The sequence below is a fragment of the Novosphingobium arvoryzae genome, assembly GCF_014652615.1.
Taxonomy (GTDB): Bacteria; Pseudomonadota; Alphaproteobacteria; order Sphingomonadales; family Sphingomonadaceae; genus Novosphingobium; species Novosphingobium arvoryzae.
This window is the reverse complement of record NZ_BMZD01000006.1, coordinates 138,673-156,295: the sequence shown is the minus strand read 5'-3', so window position 1 is coordinate 156,295 and position 17,623 is coordinate 138,673. Positions and strand designations below refer to the sequence as shown.

Below are 17,623 nucleotides of genomic sequence, written 5' to 3'. Positions count from 1 at the left end.
CCACGCAACGCGCGTGATGGACAAGTTGCCCGATAGCCTTCCCGAATCGATCGAATGGCGGCGCGATGACGCGCCCGTTCCCTATCGCGCCGCGCTGGATGAAATGACCGCGCGCAACGCCGCGATTGCCGCGGGCGAGGCGCGTGAACTGGTCTGGCTGCTGGAACATCCGCCCGTCTATACCGCCGGGACCAGCGCGGCAGTGGCCGAACTGCTGGACCCCCGCTTTGAAGTGGTGGAGGCCGGACGCGGCGGGCGCTATACCTATCACGGCCCAGGCCAGCGGGTCGGCTATGTCCTGCTGGATTTGAAGCGGCGCGCGCGCGACGTGCGCGGGTTCGTCCATGCGCTGGAAGGCTGGGTGATCGCCACGCTGGGCGATTTCGGTGTCGAAAGCTGGCGCAGCGAAGGCAGGATCGGCATCTGGTGCCGCGATACCGACGGGCGCGAGGCGAAGATCGGCGCCATCGGCGTGCGCATCCGCCGCTGGGTGACGATGCACGGCTTTTCTGTAAACCTGGCGCCCGATCTGTCGCACTTCAGCGGGATCGTCCCCTGCGGGATCGAGGAGTTTGGCGTCACCAGCCTGCAAAAGCTGGGCGTCGCGGTTGATTTCGATACCTGGGATCGGGCATTGCTGGCGCGCGCACCGGAATTTCTGGCCGCGCTGGACAAGCCCTGCGGGCAGGAGTGAGCGGACCCATGCGCATTGCCACGATTACCGCGCTGCTGGTGCTGACCGCGTTGACGGGCTGCAACCAGTCAAAGAAGGACGAAGGCGCCGGTACTGCTGCGGGCGAGATTCTGCCCGGTTCGGCCAGCGACGCGATGATTCCGCTCGATTCCGTCCGCTCGCAAGCCCCGCTCGCGCCCAGGGCAGAGGGCGGGGACAAGGCCAAGGCCGCCGCCAGCGAAGCGCCAGAGGAAGCCGCTGCCGTGGCGGATGAAGCGCCTGCCGCAGCCGGCGAAAGCGCGCCTACTCCCTAATCCCCAGCAGGCGCTGCGCCAGTTTGAGGTGCGGCCGGTCGATCATCCGGCGGTCGATCTGGAGCGCGCCGACGGACGGATTGGCGGCAAATGCCTCCACAATCGCGCGGGCCTCGGCCAGTTCCTCGTCCGATGGCGTGAACGCGGCGTTGATGATTTCGCACTGCGCGGGATGGATCGCCAGCATCCCGGTAAAGCCGTCCGCGCGCGATTCTTCCGCTGCGCGCTGCAGCCCCTTGGCATCAGCAAAGTCGGCGTGGAGCGTGTCGATCGCCATCGCCCCGCGCGCATGTGCGGTCAGCAGGGTCTGGGTGCGGGCGAACCGGAACGTGTCGGTCCAGTTGCCGGTCTTGTCGCGCTTGCGGGTGGCGCCGATCGCGGCGGACAGGTCCTCCGCGCCCCAGGTCAACCCGGCGAGGCGCGGCAGCGATGCGGTGGCATAGGCCGGGATGGAAATCGCCGCCGCTGCCGTTTCGCTGACCAGCGCCAGCACTTTGGTGCTGCCGGTCGGCACGCCGTTGCGCTGTTCCAGTTCATAGAGTTCGGCGGCGAGGTGCTGGACCGATTCCGGCCCGGCGGACTTGGGCAGCATGATCCCTTCGGGCGCCCCGGCCATAACCGCCACCAGATCGTCGCGCCACATCCGGCTGTCCAGCGGGTTGATCCGCACCCAGCGCCCCAGCCGCCGCTCGGTCACCTGGCGGCGGTGGGCATTCAGCCATTCCACCGCCTGTTCGCGGGCGCGCTGCTTGTTGTCCGGCGTGACCGAATCTTCCAGGTCGACAATGATGACATCGGCGGCCGTGCCAGCCGCCTTGTCCAGCTTCTTGGCGCTGTCGCCGGGGACGAACAGCCATGACCGGTATGCCATCTTGCCTTGCACTCCGCTCAGCCCGCCGCGTCCATCGCGGGGTAGTCGATATAACCCGCCTCTCCTGGCAGATACCAGCTTTGCGGGACGTTAACATTGGGCGCCCATTCCGCGCCGGCGCGGATGCGTGCGGGCAGGTCCGGGTTGGAAATGAACGGACGGCCAAAGCTGACCGCGTCGCAGCGGCCGGACGACACGTCGGCGTCAGCCTCGGCGGCGGTGTAATCGCTGTTGAGCACCAGCGGCCCGGTGTAGATCGAGCGGATCAGCGCATCCTGCTTGGGCACGTCGGTTCGGCCGAAGGTGCCCTCCGGCCCCGGCTGGCGCAGCTCGACAAAGCCCAGCTGGAGCGTCTGGCAGACCCGCGCCGCCTCGCTGAAGATCGCGGCGGGATCGGGATCGTCGCAGCCTTGTGAATCGCCATTGGGGGAAAGGCGCACCGATACCCGGTCCGCGCCCCAGACAGCGACCAGCCGCTCCAGCACCTGCCGCAGCAGGCGGGTGCGGTTTTCCGGGCTGCCGCCGTAGTCGTCATCGCGGTGGTTGGTCGACAGGCGCAGGAACTGGTCGATGAAGTATCCGTTCGCGCCGTGGAGCTGCACCCCGTCGAACCCGGCGGCCTTGGCGTTGCGGGCGGCGGCGGCGTAATCGTCGAGGGTGCGGGCAATGTCATCCAGGGTCGCGGGGCGCGCCTCTACGTGCGGCTTGCGGCCCGTGGGCGTGTGCGCATGATCGGGCGCGGTGGTGGCCGATGCGGAGAGCGGCGCCTGCCCGTCCAGATAGTCCGAATGGACAATCCGGCCCATGTGCCACAGCTGCATCACGATCTTCCCGCCGGCCTGGTGCACGGCTTCGGTCACCGGCTTCCACGCTTCGGTCTGGCCCGGGGTCCAGATGCCCGGCGCGGCGTGCCAGCCATAGCCTTCGCGGCTGATCGCGGTCGCTTCGGAAATGATCAGCCCGGCAGAGGCCCGCTGGCGGTAATATTCGGCCATCCGCGCGCTAGGCACGGCATCCGCATCGGCGCGGCCGCGGGTCAGCGGGGCCATCAGGATGCGGTTGGCAGCGGAAATTGCGCCCAGCTGGACCGGCTGGAACAGGGCTTCGTGCATGGAACCTCCACCAAATATGTTTTGCGAATTTAATCGTGCGGCTAAGGCAACCGCATGACGAATGCAACCGCGGGCGCGGATCGGGGCTGGAACGCGTGGCACTTTGCCGCATTGCTGGGCGGAAACGTGGCGCTGGCGCTGGGGCCGCTGTGGGTGCGGCTGGCCGATACCGGGCCGGTATCCGCCGGTTTCTGGCGACTGGCGCTGGCGATCCCGTTCTTCGCGCTGCTGGCCCGCGCCAACGGCCAGCGGCTGGGCGGCGTGCCGCGCGGGGTCTTGCTGGCGGTCATGGCTGGCGGGATCTTCTTCGCGCTCGACCTGTCGAGCTGGCATCTGGGGATCGAGCTCACGCGGCTGGGCAACGCCACCCTGTTCGGCAATTCCGGCTCGATCCTGATCGTCGCGTGGGGCCTGTTCGTGCTGCGCCGCGCGCCGCGCGCGAACGAATGGCTGGCCTTTGCCGCCGCGATTGTGGGCAGCGCGATCCTGCTGGGGCGCAGCCTGGAAATCGATCACACCACGCTGGTCGGCGATCTGCTCTGTCTGCTCGCCGGGTTCCTCTACACCTTCTACATCCTGCTGGCGCAGAAGGGCCGCGAGACGCTGGGCAGTTGGAGCCTGCTGTTCTGGTCGAGCCTGGCGGGCCTGCCGGTGATGGTCGGCGTGGCGCTTGCGCTGGGCGAACCGTTCTGGCCGACGGACTGGACGCCGGTCGTCGCGCTGTCGATTACCAGCCAGCTGATCGGGCAGGGGCTGCTGGTGTTTGCACTGCGCCACTTTTCGCCGCTGGTGGTGGGGCTGGCACTGCTGACCCAGCCGGTGGTCTCGGTGGCGGTCGGCTGGGTTTGGTTTGACGAGGTGCTGAGCCCGCTGGACGCCATCGGTATGGCCTTGGTCGCCGCTGGTCTCGTTCTGGTGCGCGGGTCCGGGAAACCATCGACGGCGGCGTGATCGCCCGCTAGCCTGCGCGGCATGACCACGCTTCGCACCGCATTTGCCCTTGCCGCCGCCACACTGGTGGCCAGCCCCGCCCTGGCCGCCCCGGCGGCGCAGGTTGCCAAACCGCAGACCGCCGACGCGCAGTTCGCCGGCATCGCCGACCTGTTCATCACCCTGTCCACGCGCCTGTCCCCGGTCGAGGCGACGGTGCTGGGCGAACACCGCCACGACCACCTGCTGCCCGATGTGACCGCCAAGGGCCGCGCCGCCCGCGCCGCAGCTTGGCGGCAGTTACTCGGCGCCCTCGGCCGGATCGACCGGGCGCAGCTCTCGCGCGAGAATCAGGTCGATGCGGCCATGCTGGAGAACGAGCTGCGCTATCGGCTGTGGATGCAGGACACGGTGCAGGACTGGGCGTGGAACGCGCAGGTTTACAACGATATCGCCGCCGGGGCGCTTTATGGCCTAGCCGCGCGCGACTTTGCCCCGTGGGACGTCCGCCTGAAATCCGCGACCGCGCGGATGGAGGCGCTGCCCCGGTTCCTGCGTGAAAGCCGCCGCCAGCTGGTCCCCGCGCGCGTGCCCAGGGTGTTCGCCGAAGTCGTCGCCAGCCAGAACGGCGGGATCGTGGAGATCGCCGAAGGGATGCTCGCCCCGCAGGCCGGGGTGCTGAAGCCCGCCGACCGGGCGCGCTTCGACACGGCGCTGAAGAACCTCAAGCAGGCGGTGGCAGAGCAGCAGGTCTGGCTGGATACGGTGCTGGTCCCGCAGGCCAAGGGCGATTTCCGGCTGGGCGCGCAGATCTACGACCAGAAGATGCAGTTCGCGCTGCTGTCCGACATTACCCGGCCCCAGCTGAAGCAGCGGGCCGAGGCCGCCTTTGCCGCGACCCGCGCCGAAATGTACGCCCTGTCGCGCAAGGCGCTGGCCGACAGGAACAGCACGCTCGAAATGCCCGATGCGCCCAACGCCGCGCAGCAGCAGGCGGTGATCGAGGCGGCGCTGGCGCTGTCCTATGCCAAGCGTCCGCCGCGCGACCAGCTGGAACAGCGCGCTCGCGAAACCCTGGCCGAAGCGACCGAATTCGTCCGCGCGAACAACCTGATCCGGATGCCAGACGGGCCGGTGCGGGTCATCACCATGCCCAAGTTCCAGCAAGGCAACTCCGTCGCCTACAACGATCCGCCGGGGCCGCTGGAGCGGCACTTGCAGAACTTCTACGCCGTCTCGCCCGTTCCGGCGGAGTGGAGCGAGGAGCAGGCAACCAGCTACCTGTCCGAATACAACGACTACATGATCCACGATCTGGGCATCCACGAGGCGATGCCGGGGCATTACACCCAGCTCGATCATTCCAACCGCAGCCCCAGCACGCTGCGCGCGGTCCTGTGGTCCGGGCCGTTCGTGGAAGGCTGGGCGGTCTATGCCGAAGGGGTGATGAAGGACGCGGGCTATCTGAACGGCGATCCGCTGTTCGCGCTGACAGTGCTGAAAATGCGGCTGCGTTCGATCACCAACACGCTGCTCGACATCGGCATCCATACCGAGGGGATGGGCCGCGAGGCGGCGATGGACCTGATGATGCGCGGGGCGTTCCAGCAGGAACGCGAAGCGGCGGGCAAGTGGGTGCGCGCCAGCCTGACCTCGGTCCAGCTGCTCAGCTATTTCACCGGCTACGAGGAACACAAGGATCTGCGCGCCGAGGCGGAGCGCCGCTGGGGCAAGGATTTCACCCTGCGGCGCTATCACGATACGGTGCTGTCGTACGGCTCTCCGCCCGCGAAATACGTGCGGTCGCTGATGTTCGAGGAACCGGTCACGGCGCGTTGAAGCAGGACATGGTCCAAAAGGCGGCTCGCAGCCTGCGGGCGCGCGGCCTAGGGGTAGTTCATGACCGAGGCCGAACCCCTGACTGTCTGGCATGACGGCGCCTGCCCGCTGTGCCAGCGCGAAATCGCGCTGATGCGGCGGCTGGACCGGGCCGGGCGCATCCGGTTCATCGACGCGGCAAAGGGCGACGCCTCGTGCCCGCTTGACCGGGCAGTGTTGCTCTCGCGGTTCCATGCGCAGGAAAACGGCGTGATGCTGAGCGGGGCGGCGGCGTTTGCCGCGATGTGGCGGGCCATCCCGCTGCTGCGCCCGCTGGGCCTGCTGGCGCGGCTGCCCGTGTTCGCCGCTCTGTTCGAGCGGGCCTATCTGGCGTTTCTGAAAGTTCGCCCCCAACTGCAAAGACTGCTGGCATGAGCGATTCCCGCTATCGCAAGGTTCCCTCCGCTCGCCTGTCGCGGCTGGCCTCGTTCGGGCAGATGGCGGGCGGGATCGCGGGCGGGGTGCTGGCCGAAGGGGCGCGGCGGCTGGCGGCGGGGGAGCGGCCGCAGCTGTCGCAACTGCTGCTGACCCCGGCCAATGCGGCGCGCGTGACCGAGCAGCTGTCGCGCCTGCGTGGTGCGGCGATGAAGCTGGGGCAGATGATTTCCATGGACGCGGGCGATCTGCTGCCCGCGGAACTGACCACGATCCTGGCCAGGCTGCGCGATTCCGCGCACTTCATGCCGCCCGCGCAGCTCAACCGGGTGCTGGCGGCAGAACTGGGGACGGACTGGCGGCGGCGGTTCGCCCGGTTCGAGGCGACGCCGCTGGCCGCCGCCTCGATCGGACAGGTCCACCGCGCGCAAATGGCCGATGGGCGCGTGCTGGCAGTGAAAGTGCAGTATCCGGGCGTGGCCGACAGCATCGATGCCGATGTCGACAATGTCGCCACGCTGCTGCGCCTGTCCAGCCTGCTGCCCGCCTCGCTCGACATCGCGCCGCTGCTGGCGGAGGCGAAGCGACAGCTGCACGAGGAAGCCGATTATTGCCGCGAGGCGGAGCAGATGCGCCGCTATCACACGCTGCTGGCGGGCGATCCGGCCTTCGTCCTGCCCGCGCCGGTGGATGACCTGTCGACCGGGCGGGTGCTGGCGATGGATTTCGTGCCGGGCCAGAGCATCGAGACGTTGCAGGAGGCTCCGGCTGAAACCCGCGATGCGGCGATGGGCGCGCTGCTGGGGCTGGTGCTGCGCGAATTGTTCGAATTCGGCTTCATGCAGACCGATCCCAACTTTGCCAATTATCGCTGGCAGGCGGACACCGGCCGGATCGTGTTGCTGGATTTTGGCGCGGCGCGGGCCGTTCCCGCAGCCACCACGGCGGCCTATCGCCGGCTGATGCAGGCCGGGCTGGCCGAGGATCAGGCTGCCCTGCGCGCCGCGTTGGTGGAGGTCGGCTTCGTCACTTCCACCACGCTGGAACGCCACGGCGCCGCCCTCGACGCCATGATCGCGGTGCTGATGGCGCATCTGGGCAAGCCGGGGCTGTTCGATTTCGCGGACCGTTCGTTCGTGGAGCAGGTGCGCCGCCATGCCGAAGGGATCGCGGCTGATCGCGCGGCCTGGCACATTCCGCCCGCCGACACGCTGTTTGTCCAGCGCAAGGTCAGCGGCACCGCGCTGCTGGCGGTGCGGATGCAGGCAAGGCTGCCGCTGCGCGAAATGGTGGCGGATTCGATTGCGGGAACGGCGGAGCCAGCCTGAGCGCTGGCCCTTTGGTCATGTTGCGGCTTGAAGGCGGCAAGGCCAAGGCGGGAGCAACGCGTTTGAAGGACTATCGCCCATGCCCAGCCCCGAACCCACGCCAACCCGCGCATTTTCCAGCGTCCTGATTGTCGGCGCGGGCATGGCGGGGCTGTCGTGCGCTGGCGCGCTGGCCAGCGTCGGCCATGCAGTGACGCTGATCGACAAGGCGCGCGGACCGGGCGGGCGGATGTCGACCCGGCGGATGGAGACGCCGCTGGGGCAGGCCGCGTTCGACCACGGCGCGCAATATTTCACGGCGCGCGATCCCGGCTTTCGCCAGCAGGTGGCAGAGTGGGCGGCGGCAGGCGTCGCGGCGCCGTGGCCAGTCGCGGGCGCGGATGCCTGGGTCGGCACGCCGGGGATGAATGCCGTGATCAAGGCGCTCGCCTCTGCGCATGACGTGCGCTGGAACACGCGGGCGGAACGGATCGTGCGGCAGGACGGGGGCTGGCTGGTTCATACCGACGCCGGGCCGCTGGGGCCGTTCGATGCTCTGGTTCTGGCGATCCCGGCGGAGCAGGCGCTGCCGTTCCTCTCGCTGCATGATTTCGAGATGGCGGGCGCGGCTCTGGTCGCCCGCTCGCAGCCGTGCTGGACCGCGATGTTCACCTTTGCAGAACCGCTGCCGGGCGGGCGCGATATCCTGCGCGATTGCGGCGCGATTGGCTGGGCGGCGCGCAACAGCGCCAAGCCGGGACGCACCGGCCCGGAAGCCTGGGTGGTGCAAGGCAGCCCGGACTGGTCCGAAGCCAATCTGGAAGGCGACGCGCCCGATATTGCCGCGCGGCTGCTGGCGGAACTGGCCGGGGCGCTAAGTGCGGACCTGCCTGAACCGGTTACCGCCAGCGCGCACCGCTGGCGCTATGCGCAAAGCGCCGCGCTGGGCCGGGGGGCGCTGTGGAATCCGGCGCTGGGGCTGGGTGCGTGCGGTGACTGGCTGCTCGCCCCGCGTGTGGAATGCGCGTGGCTCTCTGGCCAGCAACTGGCGCGCGCAATGGCAGAGGCGGCGGCCTCATGCCCGGCCTGACTGACTGGACTCCGACCCGCGCGGCGGCGCTGGAGCGGCTGGCAGAGTTCCTGCCCCATGCCGGGGCCGATTACGCGCGGCTGCGCAACATCGATCGGGGGCCGGATGATCGCAGCAATGTTTCCGCGTTGTCGCCGTGGATTCGCCGCCGCATCCTGACCGAGGAGGAAGTGATCGCCGCCGTGCTGCGCCGCCACGGCTTCGCGCGGGCGGACAAGTTCATTCAGGAGGTCTGCTGGCGGACCTACTGGAAAGGATGGCTGGAACTGCGCCCCGGCGTGCTGGCGGATTACCACGCGGCGGCGGCGCGGCTTTCAGCGGAATGGGCGGACAGCGCCGCGTTGGCGGCGGCGCGGGGCGGGCAGACGGGAATCGCCTGTTTCGATGCCTGGGCGGCGGAACTGGTCCGGACCGGCTGGCTGCACAACCACGCGCGGATGTGGTTTGCCTCGATCTGGATCTTTACCCTGCGCCTGCCGTGGGAACTGGGCGCGGCGTTCATGGCGCAGCATCTGCTCGATGCGGACCCGGCTTCCAACACGCTGTCGTGGCGCTGGGTTGCGGGCTTGCAGACGCCGGGCAAGCACTACCTTGCGCGGGCGGAGAACATCCGCCTGAACACGCTGGGGCGGTTCGATCCGGCGGGACAACTGGATGAACAGGCTCTGCCTGTGCCGATGGTCGCACCCAACCCGCCGCCGGGCGCGATCCCGCCAGCGCAGGTGCCAGCGACGGACCGGGTTGCCCTGCTGCTGACCGAGGAAGACCTCTCGCCCGAAACGCTGCCGGTGGGGGCAACGGTGGTCGCGCTCGCCGCGCTGACCACGCCGTCAGCCGACAGTCCGGCCGGGCGGTTCGCTGCCGGGGCGCTGGCCGATGGACTGGACCGGGCGGGGGCGCAGTTTGGTCTGGCGGGGCAGTTGCTTGCCCCGGAAGCGGTCGCGGCATGGGCGCTGGACGCAGGGGTGAGCGAGGTGGTCACGGCGTGTGCCCCGCTTGGCCCCTCTGCCCCGGTGCTGGACGAGATCGAGCGCGCGCTGGCCCTTGTCTCGATCCGGCTGGTCCGCGTCAGGCGCGCGTGGGACACGCAGTGCTGGCCGCTCGCCACCAAGGGCTTTTTCGCCTTCCGCCAGCACATCCCCAAACTGGTCGCCGGTCTGGTATAACGGGGCCGGGTGTGATCAGCGTCGTCTGGTTCAAGCGCGACTTGCGCGTTCACGATCACGCCGCGCTCACCGCCGCGGTGGCGAGCGGGCACCCGGTGCTGGCGCTCTATATCGTCGAGCCGGAGCTGTGGCGGCAACCCGCGCTGTCCGGGCGGCAGTTCGCGTTCCTGGGGGAATGCCTGGATGATCTGGACCGGCAGTTGCGCGGCTGCGGGGGCGCGCTGGTGCGGCGCACGGGCGATGCGGTGCATGTGCTGGCCGATCTCCACGCCCGCCACGGCATCGCGCAGATCCACGCGCACGAGGAAACTGGGCTGGAATGGACCTTCGCCCGCGACAAGGCGGTGCGCCGCTGGGCGCGGCAGGCCGGGGTGCCACTGGTGGAGCATCGCCAGCACGGCGTCTGGCGCGCGTTGAACCGGCGCGATGGCTGGGCGGCACGGTGGGACCGGATGATGGCCGCTCCCGTCCTGCCCCGGCCCGCGTTGACGCGGCCGGCTATCCTGCCGTCAGACCCCTGGCCCGATGCGGCCGAACTGTGGCTGGCGGACGATCCCTGCCCCGACCGTCAGCGCGGCGGGCGGCGCGAGGGGATTGCCTTGCTTGGATCGTTCCTGACCGAGCGCGGGCAGTTCTATCGCAGCGCGATGTCCAGCCCGCTCGAGGGGGCCGAGGCCTGCTCGCGCATTTCCGCCCACCTCGCCTTCGGATGCCTCTCCATGCGCGAGTCCCATCAGGCCGCAACGCGCGCGCTGCTGCGCTGGAGCGAACGCGAGGACAAGCATTGGACCGGCTCGATCCGCTCATTCATCGCGCGGCTGCACTGGCACTGCCACTTCATCCAGAAGCTGGAAGACCAGCCCTCGATCGAGCACACCAACCTGCACCCGGCCTATGCCGACTTGCGCCCGGTCGGGCCGGAGCACGAAGCGCTGGTCGCGGCCTGGCGACAGGGTCAGACCGGGTTTCCCTTCGTCGATGCCTGCATGCGCTCGCTCGGCGCGACGGGGTGGCTCAACTTCCGGATGCGCTCGATGGTGATGGCCTTTTCCAGTTATCACTTGTGGCAGGACTGGCGCCGCCCCGCGCAGGAACTGGCGCGGCTGTTCACGGATTTCGAGCCCGGCATCCATTTCCCGCAGGCGCAGATGCAATCGGGCACGACCGGCGTGAACACCGCGCGGATCTATAACCCGGTCAAGCAGTCGCTCGATCAGGACCCGGACGGCGTGTTCATCCGCCGCTGGTTGCCGGAACTGGCGGCCGTGCCGATCGAATTCCTGCACCAGCCATGGACCGCGCCGGATACCGTGCTGCGCGGCTGGGGGGTGGAGCCGGGGGTGACCTATCCGCGCCCGCTGGTCGATCACGTCGCGGCGGCGCGGTTCGCGCGGGAGCGGATCTATACAGTGCGCAAAGGCGCAGACTTTCGCCAGACCGCCAATGGTATCCAGCAGCGCCACGGCAGCCGCAAGGCGGGTCTGCCGCCCACCGGCAAGCGCCGCGCGCCAAAGCCCGCCCCAACGCCGGGGCAGGGTGAATTCAGCTTCTGACGTTCACAAATCGGTGCCGGTTTCGTCCAGTCGCTCTAGGAATCGCGCGGCGGACTGGCGCAGCGCCGCCTGCTGGGTTTCGGCCATCCTGTCCCACGTGCGCACTATTTGCGCCATGCGCGGGTTGCCCGCGAACCGATCGCGGTGGCGGGCGATGAAATCCCAGTAGAGCGCGTTGAGCGGACAGGCCTTGTCGCCCACTTTCAGCTTCACGCTGTAGCGGCACGAGCCGCAATAATCCGACATCCGGTCGATATAGGCGCCGCTGGCAGCATAGGGCTTGGAGGCTAGCAGGCCGCCGTCGGCGAACTGGCTCATCCCGATGGTGTTGGGCGCTTCGACCCATTCGAACGCATCGAAATAGACCGCCAGATACCACTCGTGCAGCGCGTGGGGATCGATGCCCGTGAGCAGCGCGAAATTGCCGGTCACCATCAGCCGCTGGATGTGGTGGGCATAGGCTTCCTCGATCGTCTGGCCGATCGCGGCGGCCATGCAGGCCATGCCGGTCCGTCCGGTCCAGTATAGCGCGGGCAGCGGGCGAACAGCGTCAAGCGCGTTGCGTCGGACGTAATCCGGCCCCTCGCGCCAATAGATCCCGCGCACGTATTCGCGCCAGCCGATGATCTGGCGAATGAACCCTTCCACCGCGTTCAGCGGCGCGGCCCCATCGCGCCACGCTGCCTCCGCCATCCGGCACATGGCCAGCGGATCGAGCAGGCCAACGTTGATCAGCGGGGACAACAGGCTGTGGTAGAGGAACTTCTGCCCAGTCAGCATGGCGTCCTGATAGTCGCCAAAGTGGGGCAGGGCGGCGGTGATGAAAGTCTGCGCGGCGCGCTCTGCATCGGCGCGGGTGACGGGCAGCCAGAATGGCTCCAGCGTGCCGAAATTGCTGCCAAAGCGCTGCGCCACCAGATCGAGCACGTCGCGGGTGATTGCATCGGGCGCGTGGCGCGGCGGCTGGGGCATAAACAGATCGGGCGCGGCGCGCTTGCGGTTGTCGTGGTCGAAGTTCCATTGCCCGCCAGCGGGTTCGTCCCCGTCCATCAGCAGCCCGGTCTTGCGGCGCATCAGGCGGTAGAAATACTCCATCCGCAGCGCCTTGCGCCCCTCCGCCCAGTCCTGAAACTCGGCGTGGCTGCACAGGAAGCGGTCGTCTGGCAGGATATCGGGGACGGGGGTGAGGGACTGCAGATCCGCCAGCACGCGCCACTCGCCGGGTTCGGTGACGCGTACCTTGCTTGCCTGATGGCGAGTGATGGCGCGGGTAACTTCGCCCACCAGCGTCCCGGTGTTGGCCGGATCGTCCAGCGTGACGTAATCGACTGTCCAGCCCGCGCCCCGCAGCTCCTGCGCGAAGTGGCGCATCGCAGAGAAGATGAAGGCGATCTTCTTCTGGTGGTGGCCCACATAGCTGGCCTCACCCATCACTTCGCACAGCAGCACGGTCGTCCGCGCCGGGTCCAGCCCGCGCAGGGACGACAGTGCCGGCGACAACTGGTCACCCAGGATCAGGACAAGCGTGCGGGACATGGGGGCAAATGCGCGCGCCGCCCCCCGTCCCGCAATAGCGGCTTTAGGTCAGTTCGCGGCCTTGGCCGGACAGGGCACCGGCAGGCCGGCGGAATCGAGCCGGATGTTGCGGATCGTCACGACGAGGCCCGTGTCCGCGCGCAGCCGCAACGGGGTGCCGACCGCCGCAAGATCGCCGCCCGCATCCTTGAAGCAGCGCAGCGGAATGCGGGTCAGCACTGGTTCACCCGGCTTCGCGGCGCGCAGCGCCGGGCCGAGGTCGAGCGCGCCGCCGCCCAGCGACAGGCTGACCGGGCCGGTTGGCGCGGTATCGACCCGCCAGTCCAGTTGCAGCACGAACCCGCCATCGAGCTGGCGCATCAGGTTGACCGGCGGACCATCGATGGCGAAGGCACCGGGCGCGGTCCAGCGGAACTGGCGTGCGTCTTCCTGTGCGGAAAGGTCCGTCGCGCGGGCCAGAACGGCACTGTCCAGCCCCAGCCGCCAGGGCGACGGGATGACGCCGCGCGTCAGGTAGGCATCCTCGCTGGTGGAGGCGGCCAGATCGACGCGCGGGTCTTCGTTGACCGGGCCGAGCGTGCTGGCACGGCTATAGTCCAGCCCGTAACCCGCCGGGAACAGCGGGGCGGTAATTGGCGAGGCGGCATCGGCAGGCCAGGCGAAGGGCAGGCGGCCGGTGAAGTCGCGCGGCGGCTTGCCATCGCGGGCGGCGACCAGCACATCGGCCACGCCCGCGCCCTGTGTGCCGGGCAGCCAGGCGGCGACGAAGGCGTCTGACGCATTGATCAGCGATCCGGTGAACATCGGCCGGCCCGAAAGGAACACCGAGACGACCTTCATCCCGCGCGCGCGCAGCCTGGCGATCAGCTCCAGCTCTCCGGCGTGGGAGCGGTAGGCGAGATTGGGAATATCGCCCTGATACTCGGCATAGGGCTTCTCGCCGAATACGACCACGGCCACATCGGCCTGCGCGGTTGCGGCGTCATCGGTGGCCAGCACGGCCTTGCCCCCGGCCGCGCCGACGGCATCGGCAATCGCGCGGCCGATCGTCTGGCCGTTGGGGAAGTCGGCGGGGCTGGTGTCTGTCCCCTGCCAGGTCACGGTCCACCCGCCGGACTGCATTGCCATGCTGTCTGCGCCGGGGCCGGTAACCAGCACCCGCGCACCGGGGCGCAGTGGCAGGACGCCGCCATTGTTCTTCAGCAGGACCAGCGATTTGGCGACCGCTTCGCGCGCAACCGCCAGATGTTCCGGCGCGCCGACCTGTGCCGGAGCGCCGCGCTGGACCGGGGCATCGCCCAGCAGGCCCAGCTTGGCCTTGACCCGCAGGATGCGGGTGACGGCATCGTCGATCCGGCCGAGCGGGATTGCGCCGCTGCGGGCATCGCGCAGGGTGGCTTCGAACAGGCCCTTCCAGCTGTCAGGCGCCATGGCGAGGTCCAGCCCGGCGTTGAAGCTGGCGGCGCAGTCGGTCACGGTGCAGCCCGCGACCTGGCCGTGGCCGTTCCAGTCACCCACGACCAGCCCGGCAAAGCCCATCCGACCCTTCAGCACGTCGGTCAGCAGGGTGGGGTTGCCGTGGTGCTTGACCCCGTTCCAGCTGGAAAAGCTGGCCATCACGGTCAGTGCGCCGGCATCGATCGCGGCGGGATAGCCACGCGCGTGGACCGAGACGAGTTCGCTTTCGCTGATCGCGGCGTCACCCTGATCCTTGCCGTCCCTGGTGCCGCCATCGGCCAGGAAGTGCTTGGCGGTGGCGGCCACGCGGTTGGCAGGCAGGGGCCGTCCGGCCAGCAGCGTGCCTTGCAGGCCGATGGTCATGGCCGTGGCATAGCGCTCGACCAGCGCCGGATCGGCAGCGTAGCCTTCGTATGTCCGGCCCCAGCGCAAGTCCTGCGGCACGGCTAGCGTGGGCGCAAAGGTCCACTCGATCCCGCTGGCGGCCACTTCGGCAGCGGTGACGCGCCCGATGCGCTCGATCAGGTCGGCGTCGTTGGCCGCGCCAAGGCCGATGTTGTGGGGAAAGATCGTGGCGCCGGGCAGGTTGGAATGACCGTGGACGGCATCGACCCCGAACAGGATCGGCACGCCCGCGCCGCTTGCGCGCGATGCCGCGCGAAATTCTTCGACCAGTTTGCCCCACTTGGCCGCATCGGCGCGCTCATCACCATAGGGACCGGAATTGCCGCCCGCCAGGATCGAGCCGAGCGGATAGCGCGCCAGATCGGCGGGGGTGATCGCGCTGATGTCGGCCTGGATCATCTGGCCGACCTTCTGCTCCAGCGTCAGCTTGCGCAGGATCGCGGCAATCTGCGCCTCGGTCGCGGGATCGGTGATCGCGGCGGGGCTGCGCGCGGCGGGCCAGGCGGCGGGGTTGGCGCGGGCTTCCGGGCGGACCTGCGGCGTTGTGGGTGCCTGTGCAGCCAGCCCGCTTTCCAGCGCGGGGGCGGCGCAGCCTGCCAGCACGAGGGTTGCCGCAAAAAACGAGCGCCTGATCACCATGGGAATCCTCTTTCACGCCTCTGTGTGAACGTTCTCAAATCTCTCTGACACGCGCCGCCGGTAAAATCAAGCGTCGCCAGCCAATGGGGAAATCAGGTGCGGCGGGCCAGTGGCACAAGCAGCAGGCCCGCGCCCAACGCCAGCGCGGCGAAGACCACGAACAGCCCGGTGAACCCGAACCATGGCACCAGCGCCAGCGTCAGCCAGGGCATGATCAGCGAGGGCAGGGTGTTGGTCAGGTTGAACAGCCCCAGGTCGCGCCCGCGCCGGTCGGAGCGAGGCAGCACGCGCAGGGTTTGCGCGGAATGCAGCGCCAGGAATACCGAACTGGCGATTCCGAACAGGGCATAGGCCGCAATGGCCGTTTGCAGCGTTCCCGACAGCGCCATGCCCGCCAGCCCGCAGGCAGAAATCGCGGCACAGAGCACCAGCGGCAGCAGCGGACGCTCTTGCCGGTCGGCCCAGCGCCCGGCCAGCAGCGCCAGCGGTGCGGACAGGATCAGGACGGCGCTGAACACCCGGGCGGTCTGGTTGTCGCTCATCGCCGGGTCGATCGAGCGGAGCCAGACAAACAGATAGGCAAACAGTGCGGCCTCGGCGATCTGCACGGCTAGCCGCGCCACCCACATGCGCGGCATCGCCCCCTGCCACAGGTGGCGTGGACCGGCGTCATGGGCAACGGGCGGATCGGGCACGCGTGGGGGCAGGCGCACCAGCAGCACCGGGATGACGCAGCACGCCACAATCCCCGCCACCAGCGCCAGCCGCGCATCGGGCAAGGCAAGGCCGGGAATGGTCACCGCCGCGCCCGACAGCGCGCCGAGGCCGGGGGCGAAAGCCATCAGCCCGCCCAGCAGGCCTTTGTGCGCATCGGGAACGCAGTCCCCCGCCAGTGCCGCCAGCGGGGCCAGCATCATGTTCAGCGCCAACTGCCATCCCACGATCAGCGCAATCAGCGTGGGCAGATCGCGCGCGCGGGTGATGGCAAACAGCAGCGTGCAGGACAGGATCAGGCCCGCGCAGATCCAGCCGCGGCGGTTGCCAGTGATGTCGCTGAAATAGCCGAACGCGATATGCCCGGCACTGGCCGCGATCGCTCCGGCAAAGGCGATATAGGCCAGCCAGCTGACATCCGCCGCGCCCGCCAGTCCGGCCACCCGCACTGGCAGCAGGATCGACAGGAACGGGACATAGGCAATTGCCGCGCCCGCCCAGGCCAGCGCGTAGAGCAGCAGGAACCGGGGCATCGCGGCCTTAACGGATGCTGGCGGGCGGCGGGGCGACCGAGCCGCGCTCGACCAGATCGGCGGAAATCACGGTCAGTTCGGCGGGGCGTTCCTCGCCCTTCTGTGCGGCGATGATCAGTTCGACCGCGCGCGATGCCGTGGCGGCAATCGGCTGGTCGATGGCGGTCAGCGGCGGCTGGGTGAAGTGGACCAGCGGGGTGTTGTCGAAACTGATGACCGAGAGGTCATCCGGCACCGTCAGCCCCAGATCGCGCGCGACTTCCAGCGTGGCGAGTGCCATCTGGTCATTGCTGGCAATGATCGCGGTGGGGCGCTGCGGCAGTTGCAGCAGGCGGCGGGCGGCGCGCTCGCCCGAGGCATAGCTGAAATCGCCCGCTTCCAGCAGCGCCTCGGTTGGCAGGTTCGCCTCGGCCATGGCCGCACGCCAGCCATCGACGCGCCAGCCGCTGAGGTTGTATTCGTCCGATCCGGCGATGAACCCGATGCGGGCATGGCCGCGCCCGATCAGATAGCGGGTGGCGGTGCGGGCCGACCCTTCATCATCCATCGACAGCGGAATGCCCGCGCCGTCCTCGTGCGATCCGATCCGCACGAACGGGATGTTCTGACCGGCCAGGAACGCCACGATCTGGGGATTGTCGGAATGCGGCGGGGTCAGGATGATGCCATCGGGCTGCAAGGCGGCAATCGCGGCCAGCAGTTCGCGCTCGACATGGTCGTCATGGGTGTCGATCAGCTCGAAGATCATCCGATAGCCGTGCTCGGCGCATTTCAGCATTCCGCCCAGCAGCATCTGGTCGACCCAGTCGGTCCCTTGCCGGGCACGCCAGTCGGCAATGGTGCGTTCGCGGTCGTTGATGGCGAGGATCAGGTAGGAGCGCGATCCGCTCATCCGCTGGGCGGCGATCGAGGGGACATAGCCCAGCTTGTCAATCGAGGCCTGCACCCGCTGCTTCATCTCGGCACGGACGTTCGGCTCGTTGTTGATGACGCGGCTGACCGTCTGCAGGGACACGCCAGCGTCCGCAGCCACGTGCTTGATGGTGACAGCCTGCCGCCGCCTCGCCAT

15 protein-coding genes are annotated in these 17,623 nt (G+C 68.9%); 9 read left to right on the top strand and 6 right to left on the bottom strand.

What is annotated here, in order from left to right; translation table 11 throughout:
- Positions 1–16 precede the first annotated feature (16 nt).
- Entirely contained in the window at positions 17–694 is a 678-nt protein-coding gene (gene lipB, locus IE113_RS12915) for a lipoyl(octanoyl) transferase LipB (RefSeq protein WP_189542153.1), read from the top strand.
- 8 nt (positions 695–702) lie between these two features.
- The gene (locus tag IE113_RS12910) at positions 703–987 is read left to right on the top strand and encodes a hypothetical protein (protein WP_189542152.1); all 285 of its coding nucleotides are present in this window, start codon (positions 703–705) and stop codon (positions 985–987) included.
- On the opposite strand, the gene IE113_RS12905 is transcribed toward IE113_RS12910, so the two are convergent.
- The gene (locus IE113_RS12905) at positions 977–1,858 is read right to left on the bottom strand and encodes an HpcH/HpaI aldolase/citrate lyase family protein (RefSeq protein ID WP_189542151.1); all 882 of its coding nucleotides are present in this window, start codon (positions 1,856–1,858) and stop codon (positions 977–979) included. The genes IE113_RS12910 and IE113_RS12905 overlap by 11 nt on opposite strands.
- A 17-nt stretch (positions 1,859–1,875) precedes the next feature.
- Positions 1,876–2,970, bottom strand: a complete 1,095-nt coding sequence (locus IE113_RS12900; protein ID WP_189542149.1) for an alkene reductase — start codon at positions 2,968–2,970, stop codon at positions 1,876–1,878.
- Between the two features lie 54 nt (positions 2,971–3,024).
- On the opposite strand from IE113_RS12900, the gene IE113_RS12895 reads away from it, so the two are divergent.
- The 7 genes from IE113_RS12895 to IE113_RS12865 all read left to right on the top strand — a co-directional run bounded on the left by IE113_RS12895 (position 3,025) and on the right by IE113_RS12865 (position 11,269).
- Positions 3,025–3,921 (top strand): DMT family transporter, encoded by an 897-nt coding sequence (locus IE113_RS12895; RefSeq protein ID WP_189542146.1) that lies wholly within the window; start codon positions 3,025–3,027, stop codon positions 3,919–3,921.
- A 21-nt stretch (positions 3,922–3,942) separates the two neighbouring features.
- The gene (locus IE113_RS12890; RefSeq protein ID WP_189542145.1) at positions 3,943–5,739 is read left to right on the top strand and encodes a DUF885 domain-containing protein; all 1,797 of its coding nucleotides are present in this window, start codon (positions 3,943–3,945) and stop codon (positions 5,737–5,739) included.
- A 60-nt stretch (positions 5,740–5,799) separates the two neighbouring features.
- Complete coding sequence (locus IE113_RS12885; protein ID WP_189542143.1) at positions 5,800–6,153, top strand: thiol-disulfide oxidoreductase DCC family protein; 354 nt, start codon at positions 5,800–5,802, stop codon at positions 6,151–6,153.
- Complete coding sequence (locus IE113_RS12880) at positions 6,150–7,481, top strand: ABC1 kinase family protein (protein ID WP_189542141.1); 1,332 nt, start codon at positions 6,150–6,152, stop codon at positions 7,479–7,481. The genes IE113_RS12885 and IE113_RS12880 overlap by 4 nt, the downstream gene beginning before the upstream one ends.
- Positions 7,482–7,560: 79 nt before the next feature.
- Positions 7,561–8,550, top strand: coding sequence for an NAD(P)/FAD-dependent oxidoreductase (locus tag IE113_RS12875; RefSeq protein WP_189542139.1), 990 nt, complete (start codon positions 7,561–7,563; stop codon positions 8,548–8,550).
- Positions 8,538–9,716 (top strand): FAD-binding domain-containing protein, encoded by a 1,179-nt coding sequence (locus IE113_RS12870; RefSeq protein WP_189542133.1) that lies wholly within the window; start codon positions 8,538–8,540, stop codon positions 9,714–9,716. The genes IE113_RS12875 and IE113_RS12870 overlap by 13 nt, the downstream gene beginning before the upstream one ends.
- Positions 9,717–9,727: 11 nt before the next feature.
- The gene (locus tag IE113_RS12865; RefSeq protein ID WP_229822398.1) at positions 9,728–11,269 is read left to right on the top strand and encodes an FAD-binding domain-containing protein; all 1,542 of its coding nucleotides are present in this window, start codon (positions 9,728–9,730) and stop codon (positions 11,267–11,269) included.
- A gap of 3 nt (positions 11,270–11,272) precedes the next feature.
- Here IE113_RS12865 and IE113_RS12860 read toward each other — a convergent pair whose 3' ends face one another.
- The 4 genes from IE113_RS12860 to IE113_RS12845 form a co-directional block, all read right to left on the bottom strand.
- Positions 11,273–12,805 carry a cryptochrome/photolyase family protein gene (locus IE113_RS12860; RefSeq protein ID WP_189542131.1) on the bottom strand — a complete coding sequence of 511 codons (1,533 nt, stop codon included), beginning with the start codon at positions 12,803–12,805 and terminating at the stop codon, positions 11,273–11,275.
- A 48-nt stretch (positions 12,806–12,853) separates the two neighbouring features.
- A complete protein-coding gene (locus IE113_RS12855) occupies positions 12,854–15,307 on the bottom strand; it encodes a glycoside hydrolase family 3 protein (RefSeq protein WP_189542125.1) in 2,454 nt (817 codons plus the stop codon).
- 92 nt (positions 15,308–15,399) lie between these two features.
- The gene (locus tag IE113_RS12850; protein ID WP_189542123.1) at positions 15,400–16,554 is read right to left on the bottom strand and encodes an MFS transporter; all 1,155 of its coding nucleotides are present in this window, start codon (positions 16,552–16,554) and stop codon (positions 15,400–15,402) included.
- 7 nt (positions 16,555–16,561) lie between these two features.
- Positions 16,562–17,623 carry a LacI family DNA-binding transcriptional regulator gene (locus IE113_RS12845; RefSeq protein ID WP_189542121.1) on the bottom strand — a complete coding sequence of 354 codons (1,062 nt, stop codon included), beginning with the start codon at positions 17,621–17,623 and terminating at the stop codon, positions 16,562–16,564.